Source organism: Paenibacillus sp. FSL R5-0517 (genome assembly GCF_037974355.1).
Taxonomy (GTDB): domain Bacteria; phylum Bacillota; class Bacilli; order Paenibacillales; family Paenibacillaceae; genus Paenibacillus.
The window spans coordinates 202,736-222,757 of sequence record NZ_CP150235.1 but is presented as its reverse complement, the minus strand read 5'-3'; the positions used below and the strand labels follow the sequence as shown (position 1 = coordinate 222,757).

Annotated in this window: 14 protein-coding genes; 3 read left to right on the top strand and 11 right to left on the bottom strand. The window is 47.6% G+C overall.

The window, feature by feature from the left end:
• Positions 1-60 precede the first annotated feature (60 nt).
• Positions 61-1,182 (top strand): ABC transporter permease, encoded by a 1,122-nt coding sequence (locus tag MKX40_RS01040; protein WP_339239046.1) that lies wholly within the window; start codon positions 61-63, stop codon positions 1,180-1,182.
• Positions 1,182-1,865 (top strand): ABC transporter ATP-binding protein, encoded by a 684-nt coding sequence (locus MKX40_RS01035; RefSeq protein ID WP_339239045.1) that lies wholly within the window; start codon positions 1,182-1,184, stop codon positions 1,863-1,865. The genes MKX40_RS01040 and MKX40_RS01035 overlap by 1 nt, the downstream gene beginning before the upstream one ends.
• A 134-nt stretch (positions 1,866-1,999) precedes the next feature.
• Here MKX40_RS01035 and MKX40_RS01030 read toward each other — a convergent pair whose 3' ends face one another.
• Positions 2,000-2,923, bottom strand: a complete 924-nt coding sequence (locus MKX40_RS01030; protein ID WP_339239044.1) for an AraC family transcriptional regulator — start codon at positions 2,921-2,923, stop codon at positions 2,000-2,002.
• A gap of 199 nt (positions 2,924-3,122) precedes the next feature.
• Between MKX40_RS01030 and MKX40_RS01025 the strand changes: the two genes are divergently transcribed.
• Positions 3,123-6,296, top strand: a complete 3,174-nt coding sequence (locus MKX40_RS01025; RefSeq protein ID WP_339239043.1) for an alpha-mannosidase — start codon at positions 3,123-3,125, stop codon at positions 6,294-6,296.
• A 144-nt stretch (positions 6,297-6,440) separates the two neighbouring features.
• Here the strand turns inward: MKX40_RS01025 and MKX40_RS01020 are convergent, their stop codons facing one another.
• From MKX40_RS01020 to MKX40_RS00975, 10 genes are all read right to left on the bottom strand, one after another.
• Positions 6,441-6,617 carry a hypothetical protein gene (locus tag MKX40_RS01020; RefSeq protein WP_339239042.1) on the bottom strand — a complete coding sequence of 59 codons (177 nt, stop codon included), beginning with the start codon at positions 6,615-6,617 and terminating at the stop codon, positions 6,441-6,443.
• A gap of 345 nt (positions 6,618-6,962) precedes the next feature.
• Positions 6,963-7,817 carry an aldo/keto reductase gene (locus MKX40_RS01015; RefSeq protein ID WP_339239041.1) on the bottom strand — a complete coding sequence of 285 codons (855 nt, stop codon included), beginning with the start codon at positions 7,815-7,817 and terminating at the stop codon, positions 6,963-6,965.
• A 175-nt stretch (positions 7,818-7,992) separates the two neighbouring features.
• Entirely contained in the window at positions 7,993-9,912 is a 1,920-nt protein-coding gene (locus MKX40_RS01010; protein WP_339239040.1) for an AraC family transcriptional regulator, read from the bottom strand.
• 130 nt (positions 9,913-10,042) lie between these two features.
• Complete coding sequence (locus tag MKX40_RS01005; RefSeq protein WP_339239039.1) at positions 10,043-11,296, bottom strand: mechanosensitive ion channel domain-containing protein; 1,254 nt, start codon at positions 11,294-11,296, stop codon at positions 10,043-10,045.
• 147 nt (positions 11,297-11,443) lie between these two features.
• Positions 11,444-12,085, bottom strand: a complete 642-nt coding sequence (locus tag MKX40_RS01000) for a polysaccharide deacetylase family protein (protein ID WP_339239038.1) — start codon at positions 12,083-12,085, stop codon at positions 11,444-11,446.
• An 85-nt stretch (positions 12,086-12,170) separates the two neighbouring features.
• A complete protein-coding gene (locus MKX40_RS00995) occupies positions 12,171-13,046 on the bottom strand; it encodes a carbohydrate ABC transporter permease (protein WP_192136213.1) in 876 nt (291 codons plus the stop codon).
• 15 nt (positions 13,047-13,061) lie between these two features.
• Positions 13,062-13,931: a sugar ABC transporter permease gene (locus MKX40_RS00990; protein ID WP_339239034.1), complete on the bottom strand. Its 870-nt coding sequence runs from the start codon at positions 13,929-13,931 to the stop codon at positions 13,062-13,064.
• A 144-nt stretch (positions 13,932-14,075) separates the two neighbouring features.
• Positions 14,076-15,389: an extracellular solute-binding protein gene (locus MKX40_RS00985; protein ID WP_339239032.1), complete on the bottom strand. Its 1,314-nt coding sequence runs from the start codon at positions 15,387-15,389 to the stop codon at positions 14,076-14,078.
• Positions 15,390-15,585: 196 nt separating this feature from the next.
• Positions 15,586-17,364, bottom strand: coding sequence for a response regulator (locus tag MKX40_RS00980; RefSeq protein WP_339239030.1), 1,779 nt, complete (start codon positions 17,362-17,364; stop codon positions 15,586-15,588).
• Positions 17,355-19,505, bottom strand: a complete 2,151-nt coding sequence (locus tag MKX40_RS00975) for a sensor histidine kinase (protein ID WP_339239029.1) — start codon at positions 19,503-19,505, stop codon at positions 17,355-17,357. Before MKX40_RS00975 ends, MKX40_RS00980 begins: the two co-directional genes overlap by 10 nt.
• Positions 19,506-20,022 lie beyond the last annotated feature (517 nt).

The following is a 20,022-nucleotide window of genomic DNA, read 5'->3' as shown; positions in this document are numbered from 1 at the left end:
GCGTGGCCGCGCATCTAATTTGACACATGTGTCAAAAAAAGAAAAGGAGTTGAACAGATCATGTTTTTAGCGATGAAGGAGCTAATGCATAGTAAAATGAAGTTTTTGATGATTATCATTATCTTCGTACTTATGGCATGGTTGGTATTTATTTTATCCGGTCTGGGAAATGGATTGTCTACACTAGCCGCATCAACATTCAAGACCATGAAGGCTGATTATGTCATCTTTGAAGAAGGGGCTCAGTCTTCCATGAGCAAGTCACTGCTGTCAGATCAAGTGGTGGCGAAGGCGGAACAACTTCCTAATGTGGATGCTGCATCACCTATGGGTAGTTCAATGGCAACAGCAATGAAAGAAACAAGTACCAAGAATGAAGATAAAGTCGATATAGCGATTATAGGAATTAACCCAGGAAGCTTCCTGGAGCCAGCAATTGTAGAAGGTGAAAGCCTGTCTTCCGAGAATCCCACCGGGGTAGTTGTGAATTCGACCCTAAAAGATGAGGGCTATAATATCGGGGACACCTTTCAACTGGATGGTACGACGGAATCATTGACCATTATCGGATTTGTGGAGAATCAGACTTATAACCACGTTGCATCCGTATTTACGCCAATGGCTGAATGGCGGAAGATTGCCTTTGCGGCTCCAGGTTCAGATAAAGGAATTGCCGGACCGGTTAATGCGATCATGTTACAAGGCGAGAATATTGATCCAGAAGCTATAAATAAAGAGTTATCCAGTACGGATACCGTTACCCGGTCGGAAGCTGTGCAAGGCATGCCAGGATACAAAGAAGAGAACGGAACGATTCTGATGATGCTTGCCTTTCTGCTCGCGATCTCTGCATTTGTACTCGGGGTATTCTTCTATGTCATTACGATGCAAAAGACCAACCAGTTTGGCATTATGAAAGCGATCGGTGCCAGCAACCGTTTCTTGGGAAAAGCCATTATCTCGCAAGTGTTTGTCCTTTCCCTGACTAGTATTGTTGTTGGAATCTTGCTGACTTATGGGACAGCAGCAATTATGCCAAAAGGAATGCCATTTAAGCTGGAGACCAGTCTTGTCTTCAATTATTCTATTATCCTGCTGGTTATCGCTATGTTAAGTTCACTGGTATCTGTTCGCAAAATTACGAAGATTGATCCGCTTAAGGCGCTCGGGAGGGTTGAATAATGAGTAAGGGATTGCACATGCGGGAAGTCACCATGTATTATGCCGAAGGAAATAATCGGATCACCGCGCTCGATCATGTATCCATATCCGTGGAACCGGGGGAATTTGTTGCTGTCGTTGGACCTTCTGGTTCTGGTAAAAGTACATTCTTGTCTATTGCTGGGGCCATGCTGAAAGCCTCCGAAGGAGATATTCAACTAAACGGAAATCATATTTCGAAGCTTACGGAGAAAGAGCTATCTACTATACGGCTGCAAGAAGTTGGATTTATTATGCAATCTTCCAATCTAGTTCCCTATCTAAATGTTCTCGATCAACTGTTAGTTGTAAAAAGAATGGCGGGAACGGTCAAAAAAGAGGATAAGGCATTTGCCACCAAGCTGCTGGAAGAACTGGGGCTGGGTTTGAAGTTAAAAAGTTTTCCCGAAGAGTTATCCGGTGGTGAGAAACAACGGACAGCCATTGCGCGTTCTTTAATGAATAATCCCAACATCATCTTGGCCGATGAACCAACCGCCAGTTTGGACACCAAACGAGCCCATGAAGTGGTTAGTCTAATCGCGCAAGAAGTGAAATCACGCCAAAAAGCGGCCATTATGGTTACCCATGATGAGCGTATGCTTGAATATTGTGACAAGGTCTATCGGATGTATGATGGCGGTCTGTCCCTAGCCAAATCATAAATATATGGACTGAATCCTATCCGTGTCGTTAACTATTATTTTCATGAAAATCTCCTGTCCAGAAAAATAGCCCGTTAACTAGCAATTTAAGCCTGTCCATCACTCCGCTTGTTATCTCACGCTAGGCGCCATCGTCACTCGTGTCTTTCACCCACAAGCATCCTTTCATGTTTGCTCTGCGATGGTCTGCTCCGTCGATAGGCACTTGGTGACATACCGCTCTGTTTGTTGAAGATGCGATTGAACTGGGAAAAGCTGGCGAACCCACACTGTGCAGCAATATCCGTAATTTTTTCACTTGAATTCAGCAGCAATTGCTGGGCATTTCGAATACGGGTCATCTGCACATACTCCGTGAAGGTAAAACCAGTGACCCTGTTGAATTGGCGGGACAAGTGGTGGGCACTTACATAAAACCGCCTGGATACCTCTTCCAAAGATAAATCCTGCTGATAATGGCTGTGAATATAGGATGCAATGGCATACATGCGCCGGGACATCGATGATCCTGTCTCTTCTCGCACATACCCGTTCTCTGCCGCGTAACGATGAATGGCACACAGAAACTCTACAAATTTATGATGGATCACAACCGGTTGAAGTGTAGAGCGCTGCTGGGATATGGCAAAAATATCATTGATGGGCGCGAGGATTTCTTTGCGCCTTTCTTCCGGAAAGCGGAAAATCGGAACCTCTTCATCAAAAATGGAGAATAGTTCATTGTAACCGTTCTCAAGTCCGGGCATATGGCGAGGCATCGCAAAATTAATCATCAACCGTTTTGGCGGTGTACCTTTCGGATACTGCGTCTTATGCAGCAAAGAAGGTCGCAGCAGCACGATATCCATTGGCTGAATCTCATATAAACTGCCTTCAATAATATGCGCAGCCGTACGATCCAGAAGAATACAGACTTCATAGAAATCATGAAAGTGCTGAAACTCCATATTCAAATCATGGGAGCGTTCGTCGTAGTCCAAATGATAAAAGAGTTCGTCTCCAGGCTGATTGACATGGATTACATATCCCTGCTCGTATGTCAAAACGGATGTTGTCATGGACATGCCTCCTATCCCGATACTAATGATTTTATTTTAGCATGAAATGCAATAAAAATACGTCTTTTTCAGCATACATTACGTAGTTTGCTCCCTTTCCCCTTTGTTATGATAGAGTTGATATGTTAGCGCTTGCAGTATACTTGCTCCAACGACGACTACAGCCTGTACTTACTACAAACCAAGGTGGGAAACCAACATGAAAATGAATTCCTTGTATACTCGGATCCATACCATAGTTAAACACTTGGAACGTGCACGACTGACCTCAAAGACATATATACCGGAGCTTTATCATAAAGAAAGTGGTTACCACTCCTGGGAACTGGTGCATGAAGACCCTTCCTCCTGGAACGTATTTCGTAAAGGGGATGGCTGGGGTGGTAAAGATGTACACAGCTGCTTCAAAACCCGGATTCGCATCCCGGATCATATGGAAGGAAAAAAAGTCGTATGTACCATCGTCACCGGTGCGGATGATATCTGGAACTATGATAATCCACAATTTCTGGCATTCCTCAATGGGGAACTGATCTGTGGTTTGGATGTGAACCATACGGAAATTGACCTGACACCTGCTGCGGCAAAAGGGGAAGAATTCGAACTGGCTTTATATGCGTACTGTAGTACTTCGGCAGCCGATGTCTTTCTCAATGTCTATGTAGCTGAGCATCATCAGCCTGTAACCGATCTATATTACGATCTTAAGGCTGCGCTCGATGCGGCGGATCTGCTGCGTGAGGATGATCTGGAGCGGCTGAATTTGGTCGAACATCTGAATAAAGCCGTGAATCTGCTGGATTTGCGTCAAGAGAACAGCGCAGAATTCCATGCTTCGGTGCTGGAAGCGCGTCGATATCTGCAAGACCATGTCTATGGTGAAGCTCGCCCTGCGGGTGATCACATCCCAACCGTTCACTGTATCGGACACACGCATATCGATGTGGCATGGCTATGGACATTGGATCAGACCCGGGAGAAGGTCATTCGCAGCTTCGCGAGTGTATTATATCTCATGGACAAGTTCCCAGAATACACGTTCATGTCCTCGCAACCGCAGTTATATGCGTACCTGAAAGCAGACTACCCGTCTCTCTATGAAAAAATCAAGGAAAAGGTAGCCGAAGGCCGCTGGGAAGCCGAAGGTTCGATGTGGCTGGAAGCCGATTGTAACCTGATCTCCGGCGAATCCATGATCCGTCAGATTATATACGGCAAACGTTTCTTCAAGGAAGAGTTCGGCGTAGAGAACCGTGTGCTCTGGCTGCCGGATGTATTTGGTTATAGTGCAGCGATGCCGCAGATTATGCGCAAGAGTGGCATTGATTATTTTATGACCACCAAAATTGCCTGGAATGATACGAACCAAATTCCGAACGACACGATGTACTGGAGAGGTATTGACGGCTCTGAAGTTCTAACTCATTTCATCACAGCGACAGACTATGACAAGCATCCCGATTTCAGACAACGCCGCTTCGAGACGACTTATAATGGACGATTCAACGCCTCCCAAGTCAAAGGCACGTGGCAGCGATACCAGAACAAAAACATTAATGCAGATGTTCTGCAATGTTTCGGATTCGGGGATGGCGGCGGCGGACCAACCGGAGAGATGCTGGAGCATGGCAGACGACTTGATGTTGGATTGCCGGGTGTGCCTGCGGTGAAACGTACCTTTGTACGCGAGTTTTTCGAGAAGTTGGAGCAAAATCTGGTGGATGTGCCTTCCGTTCCCCGCTGGTCGGGTGAGCTGTATCTGGAGTATCACCGCGGTACCTACACTTCCATGGCCCGCAACAAACGGTACAACCGTCATAGCGAATTTGCGTTGGCTGATGCCGAGCTGTATGCCATGATTCATCGTCAGGCGAATGCCCAGGCAGCCTATCCAACCGATGCACTGGAGCACGCATGGAAGCTGACGATGCTGAACCAGTTCCATGATATTCTGCCGGGCAGCTCCATTGAGCAGGTATATGTGGATTCCAAAGAGCAATATGAAGAAGTGCTGCGTGTCACGGATGAGCTGAAAGACAGCGCACTGAACGGCATTGCAAGCCAAATTACATCTGATGGCGAAGCCATTGTCGTATTCAACACCACCGGATTCGTACGAACAGATGTGGTTGAACTGCCTGCTTTTGCGAGAAAAGTGACCGTCCATGATGGAGATCGCCCTGTACCAAGCCAGCGTACTCCTGAAGGCGGACTTGTGTTCCTTGCAGAGAACGTGCCGGCATCCGGGTATAAATCCTTCCGAATCACACCGGATCTGACAGACGAACTTGTCGCGAGCGTATCGGTTGCACAGTGGGAAGCCAATCAGCGTCACATCCATACACCTTGGTTCGATATTCAACTGAATGAACGTGCCGAGTTCATATCCGTATGGGACAAGCTGGAGGGGCGTGAGCTGCTTCAGTCTGGCAAGCGTGGTAATGTGCTGCAAGTGTTCGAGGATCGACCTGCGGAATATGAGGCATGGAACATTGACGACTATTATGAACAGCATATGTGGGAGATTAACAACCTGCAGTCACTGGAGTGGGTTGAAAGCGGGCCGGTGCGTTCCGTGTTGCAAGTGAAGCGACAGTTCCTGGACTCTGTCGTTGAACAAACGATTATCTTCTACGCGCATACACGCCGAATTGATTTCCGCACGTTAGTGGATTGGAAACAGGAGCATTTGCTGCTGAAAGCAGCCTTCCCGCTGGATATCTGGAGTGAAAAAGCGGTCTACGAGATCCAGTACGGCAACGTGGAGCGTGCTACTCACCGGAATACAAGCTGGGATCAAGCCAGGTTCGAAGTATGCGGACAGAAGTGGGCCGATCTGGCGGAGAACGGGTACGGCGCTGCTCTGCTGAACGACTGCAAATATGGATATGATATTCATAACTCGGTGATGCGATTGTCGCTGATCAAGAGCGCAACGTACCCGAATGAAAATGCTGACAAAGAGCAGCACGTATTCACCTACGCGCTCTATCCGCATCAGGGCGATTTCCGTGAAGGACGTGTCATCCAAGCTGCTTATGATCTCAACCGTCCGCTGGTTGCTCGTGAGATTGCATCGCAAACCGGCACGTTACCTGGGTTGTGGTCACTCGCATCGGTTGATCAGGATAATGTCGTGCTGGAGGTTATCAAAAAAGCCGAGAATAACGATGATATGATCATCCGTCTCTATGAAGCACATGGCCGCCGCAGCCGTGCTTCCCTGCAATTGCCTGAAGGAGCAGGTGCCACGGCGTACACGTGTGATTTGCTTGAGAATAACGAAGCGGAATGCGCTGTGGAAAATGGTCGGATTTCTTTTGATATCAAACCGTATGAGATTCTAACTTTCCGTATTCCTGCGAGACACTAGCAGAACTTACGCAACGCGGAAAACTGCAACAACCCTTAAAATGCTCCAATAAGGAAAGGCTGCCTCCTGTCATATCTGACATGGGAGCAGCCCTTCCTTATTTTCTATGTATTACACGTTATATTCTCATACCACCACTGCATCCTAGTTGAAGTCCATCCAGAAAAATTGAGAGATGGCAAGCCCTACCCCGATAAGATTAGCCACAATAAAAAACCACTTTTTCGCCCTTCTACTTGTTTGTTCCCCCGTCCATAAACTCCAGGCTACAATCCCATTCACCACAACCATAATAATCAGCGCGAACCACCAGTTAGCCACCACTAAACATCGCCCTCCCCTGAACAACCTGCTTATGACCCCATTGCTATGCTGCTTGCCATCCAGAATTCCACAGATGTATGCTCTTATCGTTATTAATATAGCCCGATAAGGCAGGCTATGACTAGATACAATTCACTCAAAAACACCCTTTGGAATTTCACTGGTAACCCAGAGGGACCAATAATTATTCCAAAAGGTGCGCAGGTTATAATGGCATTTAATCACATCGTACTTACAGTCTGGATCACATTTAATTTCATATTGATCCATACTTGGCAGCAAGTGACACGAACAGTTTTTCATATTGCTTCGTAAAGTTGGGCAGATATTGCTTGTCCTTCTTTAAAACTCTTCGTACTCACTTGGGTCCTGATCCCACAACCGTCCATCCGGACGATTAAATGCAGAAATGACCTGCATCTCTTCTGTGCTCAACTCAAAATCAAATATATTGATATTTTCCTGCTGATGCTGTAAGGAGCCCGCTTTCGGAATTGGAATGGAGCCCAGCTGAACATGCCAGCGCAGAATGATCTGGGTCGGTGTTTTGCCATGCGTTTCCGCGATCCGAAGAATATTCTCATCCTTCAGAATATCCTGTACAGCATCATTGCCACGTCCAATCGGACTCCAGGATTCGTTAACGATGCCATGCTTCGCATCCTGTTCCCGCTGACCAGCTTGGTCAAAGAACGGATGCAGCTCAATCTGATTCAGGCTCGGCGCTACCCCCGTCTCCTTAATCAGGCGTTCATTGTGCTCAGGCAGGAAGTTGCTGACGCCGATGGATCGGATATATCCACGCTTTTTGGCTTCGATCAGTGCTTGCCATGCCTCGACATACATGTCCTTCTTCGGATTGGGCCAGTGGATCAGATACAGGTCATAATAGTCCAGATCCGCTCTGTACAATGATTCCTGAATCGCCACGAGTGCTTTATCCTGAGCGTGATAACGCCCCGGCAGCTTCGAGGAAATCAGCAGGTCTTCTCTGGCGATGGAGCTTTGCTTGATTGCTCTGCCCACGGTTGCCTCATTCTCATAGTTATACGCCGTATCAATTAATCGATAACCCGCATCCATGGCAGACGCGATCGATTTAACGCCTTCTTCACCTTTCAGACTGTAGGTACCAAATCCAATTGCAGGTACTTTCAAGCCATCGTTCAATGTATATTCCGGAATCTGATGGTTCATGTGAGAACTCTCCTTTGCCAAAAGGTTAGATTTTCGTTCCGAGATTAGATTGTTAGAAAATAAACGTCCTCTCGTTATTCTACCCCTTCACGCCGGCTTGAATCAATGCGAACTCCTCTACATCTAAGCCATCAATAACACTTCAACTCGGTAGACCTATCACAGACATACACATCTATTTGCCATCTCCTACAATTATATCTGTGATGATGTCTAACTGTTTCTCTACTGCAATAGGGTCACTCGGAAGGAACTGATCAAAGTTAATGGAGTATACGTGACCCGCTTTCCCGGCTGGTGAGGCATCAATCAACTTTTGCACATCCTTGAGCTTGTCCTCAGCTCCCTCATTGACGGCCAGGAACAGACGGTCACCGATAAATTCGGGAATGACCTCGGTGGAAATCTCCCACGTTTCTCCATGGATGACGTCCGACTCTACCTTGGGCGCTGGCTTCAACCCAAGATATTTATAAATAATGTTGCCCCCCATATTGGTATCTCCGTATACAAAAAGAGCATCTGGACGCACGTTTAATATAGAATACGTTTCATCCGCACGAACATAAGGGCTAATTTTCGTTTTGTACGCTGCGATTTTGGCTTTGAATTGCTCATTCCATAACCGTGCTTCCTCTTGTTTCCCGAGAATATCCCCAAACATCTCCACATCTTTAATCGGGTCATTATACTGCTCGACAACAATGGTCGGAGCGATCTGGCTCAGTGCATCATACCCGCCTTCCACAGCTTCTGCGAATGCTGCCGTTGTCACAATCAGATCTGGCTCCAGTGACAGGATTTTCTCGGCATCTGGCGGAACGCCCACATCTGAAATACCGGAAGTATCATCTATAAGTGGGTTATCCAAAATATATGTCGTTGTGCCAACCGGCTTCACCCCCAGCGCCATCAATTCGCCCAAGTGATAGAAGCTGACGACTCGCTGAGGGTTCACAGGAATCTCGGTTGAGCCTTTCAGATGTTTATATATCCGCGTTTCCACAGCTGCGCTGTCTGTAGCTACAGCAGTATTCGTATCTGATGAAGCTGGCTGGGAAGCCGTTGCTCCTGGAGTACTGCTGGTCTGGCAAGCACTTAGAAGCAAGGATGTGCATAATAACATCATCGCCCCAAAGGCTGGTCTTGAAAATCTAAACATGGATGTGTCCCCTTCCCCAATCCGTTGATAATAAGTCTCATTCTCATTATGAGAACCGGAGTTAGAGGTTACAATAGACGATTCTAACCCACGTAATGGATTATACTGAACTTGAACCTGTTTCCGATATTGTGTACGAAATTGTACTGGCGATAAGCCGGTATGCTTTTTGAACAAGCGACTGAAATAATACATATCCGCATAACCCACATTGCTCGCGATTTCCTGGATCCGGGCTTCGGATCTTAGAAGGTACTGCTTGGATCTGTGAACCCGCACATGAATAAGATATTCAATCGGTCCTAGTCCAATCTGGTTTTTGAACAAACGGGATAAATAGCTGGCGCTGCAATGGTATCTCTTGGCTAGTTCCTCGGCTGTAATCAGCTCGCTATAGTGATCGTGAATATAGTGGATTGCGTCAGTGACGATATTGGGTTTGCTGTTTTCCTTTTTAGCCCATGTCTGAATCTGCTGCCGCATGATCTCGTACACCAACGGAAGAAAAAACGACTGTGCCTGTAGCTTATCTATGGAGGCGGGTTCTTGCCACAGACGGTTCATGGCTTCACACTTTTCCTGAACAGGGAGTAATGCATACGGTGCAAACCCATACGTCATCTGGAAACCCTTTCGATCTTCCGGCGATGCACACTCGGCTGTATATAAAATCAGATAACAGGCAAAGTCCTGTTCCAACGGTGTAATACTTAGCCCAGCATCTGCTCCCCCGTGCAATATGTATGCTGAATGAGTCTGGTAGACCTCGCCTGATATCCTTATCCTAGCCTCTCCATGAGTAGTGATTAAGAAGAAGCTGTTATGCGCCACATCGTGATCAGGAACCGTTCCATGCTCCGCACGATAATACCGAATATCCAGTAATCTAACGGCCGTTCGGCTCCACTGTTCGATATGAGCTTCCCAATCCATACACGTTCCCCCTACTTCTTCGTTCTTAAAATATGCCTATTATATCACAGACAAAAAGCCATCAACCCAGATGAGTTAATGGCTTATGAATGAATAGTATATTGGAAAAGGATAGAGCTGTTATGAGCCCCTAGTACTCTCGCACCAATTGTTTATCCTCTTTCAGTTGCACAATGTCATGTCCAGTTGGATTCTGGAAGGCCCGCAGTCCAAAAGTTGACGCCACCGCGAAGATATGGTCAAAGATATCCGCCTGAACGTTCTCATATACACCCCAGTTGATATCATTGCTGAATGCATAGATTTCCAGAGGCAGCCCGCGATCTTCCGGTGCTAATTGTCGCACAATCATCGTCATATCTTTATTGATCTTCGGATGGTTCCTCAAATATTGATGGATATATTCCCGGAATACACCGATATTTGTGAGCTGTCTGCCGTTCACGTTGCTTTCAGTATTCACCTGATGCTCCATGTTGTACGCTTGAATTTCTTTAAGTTTGGAAGTGACATAATCCGTCAGGTAATGAATCTTCTCAAATTCAGCCACCATCTCTTCCGTACAAAAACGAATACTGCTGATGTCGATATAGATGCTCCGCTTAATTCTTCTGCCACCGGACACCTGCATGCCTCTCCAGTTCCGGAACGAGTCCGATATGAGGGCATAGCTTGGAATCATCGTAATCGTTTTATCAAAATTCATCACTTTCACTGTGTTCAGTGTAATGTCGATAACGTCCCCGTCTGCATTATACTTTGGCATCTCGATCCAGTCACCAACACGCACCATATCGTTCGACGATAGCTGTACACCAGCCACGAGGCCAAGGATCGAGTCTTTGAATACGAGCATCAATACCGCCGATAATGCACCAAGTCCACTGAGGATAATGAGCGGATTTTGTCCAATCAGGCTGGAGATGACGATAATGCCCCCGATAATGAACAGAACGATCTTGGCTACCTGAATGTAGCTCTTGATTGGGCGAATCTTCGACACCTCATAGGTACGATAGATATCATCGAATACATTAAGCAATGCATTCATTACCGTGATCATGATGACAATCATGTAGGTCATTGCTGCTTTTTCAATTATGGTCTGATAAGACGGGAAAATATAAGCCGAATAATAGATAATAATAGCCGGCACAAGATGCGACAGCTTCTGAAATAAATTTTTCTGAACCACGATGTGGCCCCACTTGAAACGGTTATTACTTACAATACGATGCACCGTCTTCAGTACCACTCGCTTGGCAATCACATTCGCCAATATCGAGATTAGTGCGATAAAAATAATCATAATGATGTTTGAAAGATAACCAATGGAGGGTCCACTCATGCCGAGTTCTTCTAGTTGATTTTTGATAAAGTCCATTGTTTCCTCCTGACATAATCTAGTTTAGCCTATTATTATAAAGTAGTTTGAGAGGGCAAGCAAAGTTTATACCTCTGCTCCGTTCTTCCTATACAAATTATATATAAAAAAGGACCCAGTCATTCAAAGAATGATGGGTCCACTTGATTATGTTATCTTTTCATCCTGTTCACGAGAAATGTCCAGCAGCTCACTCACCGTCACCAATCGATACCCTTCTGTGACCAGTTCCTCCACCAGAACACGTACCGCCTCCACCGTCTGGGAACGGTCTCCGTACCCGTCATGGAATATCAGCACACTGCCGGGTTTCACCGCAGACCGGGTATGCTCCACGATATGCTCAACGCCAGGATTATCCCAATCTTTCGCATCACCGTTGACCGCACCAATCATGCGATATCCGCGTTCCGCTGCCAGAGACAATATATCATCGTTTACGCCAAAATACGGCGGTCGGAAGCTGCGGGCAGGTTGCCCCGTAACTTCTTGAACAAGATGTTCTGCGCGTTGCAACTCTTCCCCGGCTTCCTCCAGCGTCAGCTTGGTCAGGTCCGGATGCGTGTATGTATGGTTTGCGATCTCATGCCCTTCACGGTGTACCTCCGCCGCAATCTCCGAATGAGCCTCTATCTCTTGGCCAATCATGAAAAACGTCGCCTGCCCACCGGCACGACGGAATATCTCAAGAACTTGAGGTGTATACACCGGATGCGGCCCATCATCAAACGTAAACGCCACAACCTTTTCCCGAACAGACTCTTGCTCTACCATCGCGATATTGACCATAAATAATGACCCCTCTCTGCAACTGACTGGCTACATACCCCTTATTATTCCATGTTCATAGACCGCGGTCTAGTCCAGCCTCCAACTAACCTTTGATCGCACCTGCGATCATGCTCTTCTGCACCTGTTTATTCAACAGCAGATAGATGATCACCGTTGGCACCGTCGTAATCATCAGTCCCGCACCAATGATGCCCCATTGCGTAATGTACGTTCCCACCATCGACATCATGCCCACCGTCAATGTCTGATAAGCCGTGTTATTGATAAACGTGACCGCAAACATCAGCTCATTCCAACACGACAAAAACGTGAAGATGGCTACCGTTGATATAGCCGGGGTTACCAGAGGCAGAATAATAGAGAAAAACGTCCGGTAGATACCGCAGCCGTCGATCACCGCCGACTCCTCCATCTCTCGCGGGATACCTTTGAAAAAGCTGCCCAGAATGAATACCGCCATCGGAATGCCAAACGCCACATAGGGAATGATCAGTGACCAATAACTGTTGAGCAGGCTCAGATTCTTCAAAATAATAAACAATGGCAGCAGCGCCGCATGAATCGGCACCATCATGCCCAGCAAAATAATCGTCATCGTGAGCCCGCTGAGCTTCCAGTTCATTCTTGTGATTGCGTATCCCGTCATCGAAGACAAGATCAGTACCAAGACAATGGAGGCAGCTGTGACCAGCACGCTATTCATAAAATAGGTCAGCACATGGCCGTCGGACATGGCTTTGGTATAGTTGCTCCACAGAAACGCCTTCGGCAACCCGGCTACATCACCGCTAAAGATTTCACTGTTATCCTTCAGGGAAAACAGCGCCAGCCAGATGAGCGGGTAGATCTGCACAATTGCGACGAGGATCAGAAACGCTTGCAGGAACACTTTCCCGATTGGTCCGGAGATGGACCTTGGCTTGGGCTTTTTTTGCAACATGACTTCTACGGTACTCATGCCTCATGCCTCCTTCTATTCCGTTTTGAACAATGAATTAATGAGGATCGTACATACCAGACACTCCACAATGATAAATACCGAGATTGCACTGCCATATCCGTACCGGAACGTATCAAAAATGGTGGCGTACATCAGCGTGCTCGGCACTTCAGTGGTATAGAACGGCCCGCCGCCCGTCAGCACATAGATCAGGTCAAACACCTTGAATGCGCCAATAACCGAAAATACAAGGCTTACCTTCAGGATCGGCTTCATTAAAGGAATCATAATGGACCAAGCCGTGCGAAGACGTGAAGCACCATCCATTCTTGCTGCTTCAAGCACATCCTGCGAGACGGATTTCGCTCCTGCGTACATCAGCAGCATGTGATACCCTACGTACTGCCATAGGGTTGGGATAAAAGAAGCCGCAAGTGCCGTGTGCTTCTGACCCAGCCAATCTTGCGCCCAATGGGCTAAGCCGATATTTTGCAGCAGCACGTTCAGCAGACCGTAATCGGCATTGTAGATTTTTGACCACAACTGGGCAATAACCACCGTTGAGATCAATACCGGGATGAAATACACGGTCCGGTAGAACCCTTCCCCCTTGGCGTTGGACGCCAGAATCAGCGCGAGCACGAGCGAGATCGGCAGTTGAATGAACACCGAAGCTCCCGCGAATAACAGGGAGTTTTTGATCGAATTCAGTACACGCGTATCCTTAAACATCTCCACATAGTTGTCCAGACCGATAAATGTCCCCCTGCCTACGCCATTCCAGTCCAACAGACTGTAATAACTGGAGACAAAGATTGGAATAAGCACAATTCCGCAGAACAGAATCAGTGTGGGCAGTACGAAGACAGCTATGGTGCCTTTATTGGAAAATACAGAGTTCATTGTTGTTCTCCTCTCAAAGGCGTGACCGGGATATACCGGACCACGCCTTGTTTGGGCTCATCTTCATTGTTAGCAGGCTTCAGTTTGGCAAGCTCAACACGAGCTTACACGTGTATGGATTATGCGCATATTAGCCTGCGCGATCTACAAGCTCAGTTCTGTTGGTTTGAGCTGTGCCATTTGTTTGCAGAACTCCTCAGGTGTTATATCGCCGGCAAGCAGCTGGGCAATCAGGTTTTTGTGCGCTTCGGCAGACTCCGCTGGCAGAATGTTATCCCACCACGCGATGAATGAGGTCGCCGTTTTCATAATGTCTGCCGCAGACAGATCCAGGGAGGACAGACTGGACGTGTCGAGTGCATCTGTTTTCCAGCTTGGCAGACCGGCTCCGGCCAGGAAACCTTGCGTACCGAGCTGTTCGCTCAGATACATGAGGAATTCCACGGCTTCTTTCGGATGTTTGGTATTCTGATTGATGTAGAAACCATCGACAGCTCCGCCGAAGATTTCGGTATTTGTGCCTTTTCCATCCTCAAACACCGGGAACGGAATCACTTTCACTTTGCCTTTGACTGCGGAGGACGGATCCTCAATTCCTGCATTTACCCAGTTGGCCTGGAACATCATCGCCCCGTTGCCTGCATTGAAAGCCCCAAGCATCTCGTCATAGCTCATGCTGAACATGCTGCTGTTGAAAGCTCCTGCTTGCGCAAGCTGCTGCATCTTAGTCGCGGCGGCAACAAAGTCGGTCGAATCCCACTTTGACGGATCTTTAAAGGCTTCCATCACCGCAGCATTGCCTGCTTGGCGCATCGCAATAATGTCGTACCAGTACATGCCCGGCCAGCGGTCTTTTTCCCCAATCACAGCCGGAGTAATTCCTGCCGCTTTCAGCTTTTCGATTGCATCCAGCAGTTCGTTATAGGTGGTCGGAATCTTGGCACCCGCCTGCTCGAACAATTCCGTGTTCACGTAAAGGTTGGCGATATGAGTGTACACGGGCAACGTGTAGATTTTGCCGTCCATATTGATCGCCTCAGCCATACCCGGGCCCATCCGTTCTTTGATATCGTCCGTCAGGTAGCTTGAGATTTCCAGCACATTACCGGATTTGATGTACGGCTGCATGAAGCTGCCGCCTCCCATGCCATAGAACAGGTCCGGCGCTTCACCAGCTGCAATCGATGTTTTGACTTTGGTTTTGTACTGTTCTCCTGTCGTGCCCGTACGTTCAACCTGAATGTCTGGATGCTCGCTGTTCCATTTCTCCACAATCTCGGGCAGCAGCTTGGCCGAAGGATCGGTATTGCCGACCGATTGATCCCATAGCGTCAGCTTGATCTTGCCATTACTTTCCCCCTGTGCGCCGCCGGACGAGCCAGATGAACATGCCGCCAGACTACTTACAATGCCCAATGTCAGAATTAGACTTGCTGATTTTTTTAATAGCGCTTTCATATCTACAGACCTCCCTATGTGTTTTCGTTGGTTCTAGCCCATATTTTAGGCAAACTGTGCTTTGTTCTCCATTTAGAAAACAGGCATCGATTTGTAATTTTCGAACATATGTGGAATTACAACCGAAGCGGGTTTACACTCAGACCTTCGCCGCACTCCCCACACTCCCCAACACGCCCGACTACATTCTCATTTTTCAGGTTTTTACATTTCGATATTCATTCATGGATCGGCCGATATGTTTTTTGAACAAGACGCTGAAATAGTGTGGGTCCGGGATGCCTACCAGCTCCCCAATCTCATATCCTTTCAGATCCGTCTGTTTCAGCAGCAGTTCAGCCTTCTTCATGCGGAGTTGGGTGAGATATTCCACAAATGTCTGCCCGGTTTCTTTTTTCATCAGCCGCCCCAGATGGCCCGAGCTTACGTAAAAAGCAGCCGCCGTGCTGGAAAGCCCCACTTCCGCATTGCCCATGTTCTCTTCAAGATAAGCCTTCACCCGGTCGATCAGATTGCCTTCATTGGCCTGTCGCTTGGCTTGTATGACATCCGATACGGTGCGGACATGCTGCTCTAGCATACTTTTTAGTTCGGGCAGATGATTTGCTGTAAAAATGGCCGCAACGGCCTCCTTGTTCAATGCATGCTCTCCCTCAAGCTGCTGCTCTATGGCAGCACGCTGGCACTCCGTAACCACATCCAAGGCTGCCATCCGAAACTGTGAAACGTCCGAGAATGGCACAGACAGTATACGCTCCAGCAATAATACCCCTTCTTCTCCCGCACCAACACTGACATTAAATTGTAGTTGTTGGAGCAGCTGAGCATCCGAGTGATAGGGCCTATTCCCGCTTTCAATGACCAGATCCTCGAAGCAAATGACCTGATTTTTCCCCACAAACGCCTGATAGTCGAGTGCACGACAGGCTTCCCGGTATCCCACACAGGCCTTTTCCCATCTTGATTGCCATTGCCCAATCCCTACAGTCACATCCACTTCGCACCCTTCGAGCTTAAGCGTCTGTTGAAGTTCTTCCTGAAGCTGCTGTACCTGATTGGCAAATTCCGTATCCGCACCAAGCGAGAGCACAACGACTCGGTTATGCGGGTCCATGACAATAACGGTTTGTGAATCCTGCGCATAAAAAGCCTGCACCTGCTTCATGCCTACCATTCGCAGCAGAATATGTATTTCCTCAGCGGGTTGTGGATGGGCTTCTGTCTGATGCTGGCTTAAATGCGTTTGATCGTGTTGGGGCTCTCCTTGAACTTGGCTGAGTTGGTGCGGTTGACGGGCTTGATGAGCTGCATGAACTTGATGAGATATGTCGGGTAGATATGGATAAACCTCTGGTGCAGCTATCTTCGCTTGCGGTACAGCAACCTCCACCTCTATTACTGCGATGCGTAATCCCGGTTCACCAGACGAGATAGGAATGCCGAAGAATCGCGCCTTCTCCTGTAGTTCATCCTCAGGCACCACATGACTTAACCATTGATTCACAAACCTCTCCCTGAGATAAGGCAAGCTCTGCTTCATTTCCTCCCGCAACTTCATCAGCTCGTACTCACGTCCGACCTCCTGTTCGATCGCCGTTCGCAGCTTCGCCGTAACCTGTAATAACTCAGAAGCACGAATGGGTTTCAAAATAAAATCGGATATGCCCAGCTTCACACTCTGACGAGCATACTCAAATTCATCATGTCCCGTCACAACCACGATTTTTAGGTTCGGGTAACGCTCCATGAGGATACGGCTCAGTTCAATGCCGTCCATCTTCGGCATGTATATGTCCGTGAAGACGATGTCTGGACGCAACAGCTCCACCTGATCCAAAGCCTCCGCGGCATCGGAGGCCTCGCCAACGATGACCATGCCTTGCTGCTCCCAATCGATACGCATACGCAGCAGATTTCGGATGAGATATTCGTCGTCCACAATCAATACCTTGAATGGTTTCATAGTTAATTCCACGATTCATCGGCTCCCTTCGGGATCGTTATCATAATGGTGGTTCCTTTTCCAACCTCGCTCACCAGCTTGAGTCCATCCTCTCTTTCGTAGAAAATACGAAGTCGCTCCATCGTTCCCCATAAGCCAAAGCTTGGATTGTGTTTAGAGTTATAGGTAATCTTAGAAAGATTAGAAAGATCGGAAGGATTGGAAGGATTAGTTGAATTAGATGAGTTGGTTGAGTTAGTTGAGTCAAAACGGTTAGAACGGTTTATTTCTTTGCGTTGAACCTGCTGTATCTCTTCCTCGGACATGCCAACTCCGTCGTCAGTAATCGTTAGAAGTACCCCTTCCTTGGAGCGATGTGCTTGAATGCGTATCGTGCCTGGGCTGCCTTTGGAACGAATGCCATGATACAGTGAATTTTCCACCAGCGGCTGGAGTACGAGCTTGGGAATCATCACTCGCTCACAATCTGGAGCAATATCGTACTGCACCTCAAACACACCGGGGTAGCGCACCTGCTGGATCGTCAGATAATTTCGTACAATCTCAACCTCCTCGTGCAGTGTAATCAGTTCACGGCCTTTGCTGACACTCAGTCGATAGTAACTTCCGAGCGCTTCTAACAGCTCACATACCTTATCGTTCATGCCCGACATGGCCAGGGAGGTGATGGAATCCAGTGTGTTGTATAAAAAATGCGGCTTGATCTGCGCCTGAAGTGTATTCAGCTCTGCACGGCGGAGCGTCTGCTGCTCCTGAATGATTCGTTTCAGCATCTGGTCAATCTGCTCAATCATCTGGTTGTATCCTCCATATAACTGCTCGAACTCGTAGCTGTTCAGCTCAACCGTCACTTTGCGGAAGTTGCCACTTGGCGCTTTCTGCATGGCGCGAAGCAGCTTGTGAATCGGCTTGATGACACTGCGCGAGATGATGAATGAACTTACAAAAAAGACAGTCCCGTTCACCGCCAGCAGGATCAACGCGAGCAGTACCATGGATTTATTACGGGTATCAGTAGCCCGGTATGGACTCATGCTGATGAATTTCCACTGATCATCACCAGCCGAACGATAGGTTAGCGCATACTCCTGACCACCCGATTGCAAGGTGATGAAGCCGGAGGGCTGCTCTTGAAATGTTTGTTTTAACTTGGCCTGATTGGCCTCTAACATCTCGTGCATGCCTTCCTGTCCAGAAGCCGCAGACATGGATGCGTCGGATACCGCAGGCACGCCCTTCTTCCCATCGGTTGCGTTGGTTGCGATCACCCGCTGATGCTCATCCAGAATGGCCACCTGAAATGAATCCGGTGCAGACAGGTTGGCGTAGGCTTGCGCGATGGATGCCCCCTTGATGTTCATGACCAGAAAGCCAAGTGGAGACGTATCATCCAGATCCCGAATGAGGCGAATAAATGAGACCACCTCTTGCCCATCATTTTCCCCCATGGCCGAGACTCCGCTATCGTTGCTGCTACCATTCAGCCTGAGCAGATATCGTCCGTTGTGCTTCAAAGCCTGTTCGTACCACGGCGCTTCCTTCACATTCGCTTCCATAAACGTGGGCCACTCCTGTGTACCGACAGAGAATCGGTGACCCGAATTATCATAAATATAGACTGAATCAATAATTGGAATCGCTTGCATGAGATTGGTCAAATACGCGCTAACCTTGGACTGTGTCTGTAAATTGGAGTACACATTGCCCTGCCGCAGCAGGTTCTGCAAGTTGGGATCGGAGAAAATCATCTTCGAATAATTGTTCACGTTCCCGATCATCAGATTAACATTGGTCTCAATGGATGTGATTGTCTGCAGTGATGCTTCATTAATTTTTCGCTGCGCGTCATTTTCCGAGATTCGATTCAACACCAACGCACTGAACGCCACCGTTAGCAGAATAATGACAAAGTAGGCAAACGGAATTTTAAAAGCCAACGTCTTGGGCATGCGTTGAATGAACTCTTTGAAACGGGGAGTCCACTTCTTCTTCATTGCACTGGGGTTTGCTCTTGTGTTTGCTTTCGTATTTTCGTTTGCTTCTGCATTGGTCTCGACATCTGATGCTGTTGCTGTTACTTTCGCTTCAATTGTTGCATCACCTTCTGTTGTTGCTCCTGCATCTGTTGTTGCATCCTTTGCTCTGTTTTTCACTCTGACCCTCCTTTGGTTCCGAAGTGTGATGGGTTTAACGGTTTGGATCGGATGACCGGTTGTGTTATCCACCACTCTCTTGGATTGTATACAATTGTATATTATAGGACGGTGTATGGAGGAGGCTCAATTCTTTTTATCGCTTGGGGATGGTATGACTGCGTGAAGTAGAATGAGGATTAGGGGAGCAAATGGTTGTGAATACTTCGGGTATGGGGCCCCCTGACTTGAAACCCAAGGAGCACTGCTTTATAAAATTCTGGAGGTACAGATAATAAGTTGTGGTTTGTGCAGAATGGAGAGTGAAGCGGGTTCGCGGAGGATCTTGATACACAAAAGACGGCGGTAAACAACTAGCTTGAGATGCACATACTTTTGAGCAAGATTACGATGTGTAAGAGCATAATTCTTACTGCTGACCGTGCGTTGATCGAGTGGTTTAGGTTGGGAAGTCCAATCATCATTTTCTCGTATAATGAAATTAAGTGGGGAATTTTTCGGAGGCAAAACGCCCTCG

Coding starts and splice junctions, on each gene's coding strand:
- MKX40_RS01030 (WP_339239044.1), bottom strand. CDS start 2,923: ATGACAACATCCGTTTTGACATACGAGCAGGGATATGTAATCCATGTC.
- MKX40_RS00985 (WP_339239032.1), bottom strand. CDS start 15,389: ATGAAAGCGCTATTAAAAAAATCAGCAAGTCTAATTCTGACATTGGGC.
- MKX40_RS00990 (WP_339239034.1), bottom strand. CDS start 13,931: ATGAACTCTGTATTTTCCAATAAAGGCACCATAGCTGTCTTCGTACTG.
- MKX40_RS01005 (WP_339239039.1), bottom strand. CDS start 11,296: ATGGACTTTATCAAAAATCAACTAGAAGAACTCGGCATGAGTGGACCC.
- MKX40_RS01035 (WP_339239045.1), top strand. CDS start 1,182: ATGAGTAAGGGATTGCACATGCGGGAAGTCACCATGTATTATGCCGAA.
- MKX40_RS01000 (WP_339239038.1), bottom strand. CDS start 12,085: ATGGTCAATATCGCGATGGTAGAGCAAGAGTCTGTTCGGGAAAAGGTT.
- MKX40_RS01010 (WP_339239040.1), bottom strand. CDS start 9,912: ATGGATTGGGAAGCTCATATCGAACAGTGGAGCCGAACGGCCGTTAGA.
- MKX40_RS01015 (WP_339239041.1), bottom strand. CDS start 7,817: ATGAACCATCAGATTCCGGAATATACATTGAACGATGGCTTGAAAGTA.
- MKX40_RS00995 (WP_192136213.1), bottom strand. CDS start 13,046: ATGAGTACCGTAGAAGTCATGTTGCAAAAAAAGCCCAAGCCAAGGTCC.
- MKX40_RS01040 (WP_339239046.1), top strand. CDS start 61: ATGTTTTTAGCGATGAAGGAGCTAATGCATAGTAAAATGAAGTTTTTG.
- MKX40_RS01025 (WP_339239043.1), top strand. CDS start 3,123: ATGAAAATGAATTCCTTGTATACTCGGATCCATACCATAGTTAAACAC.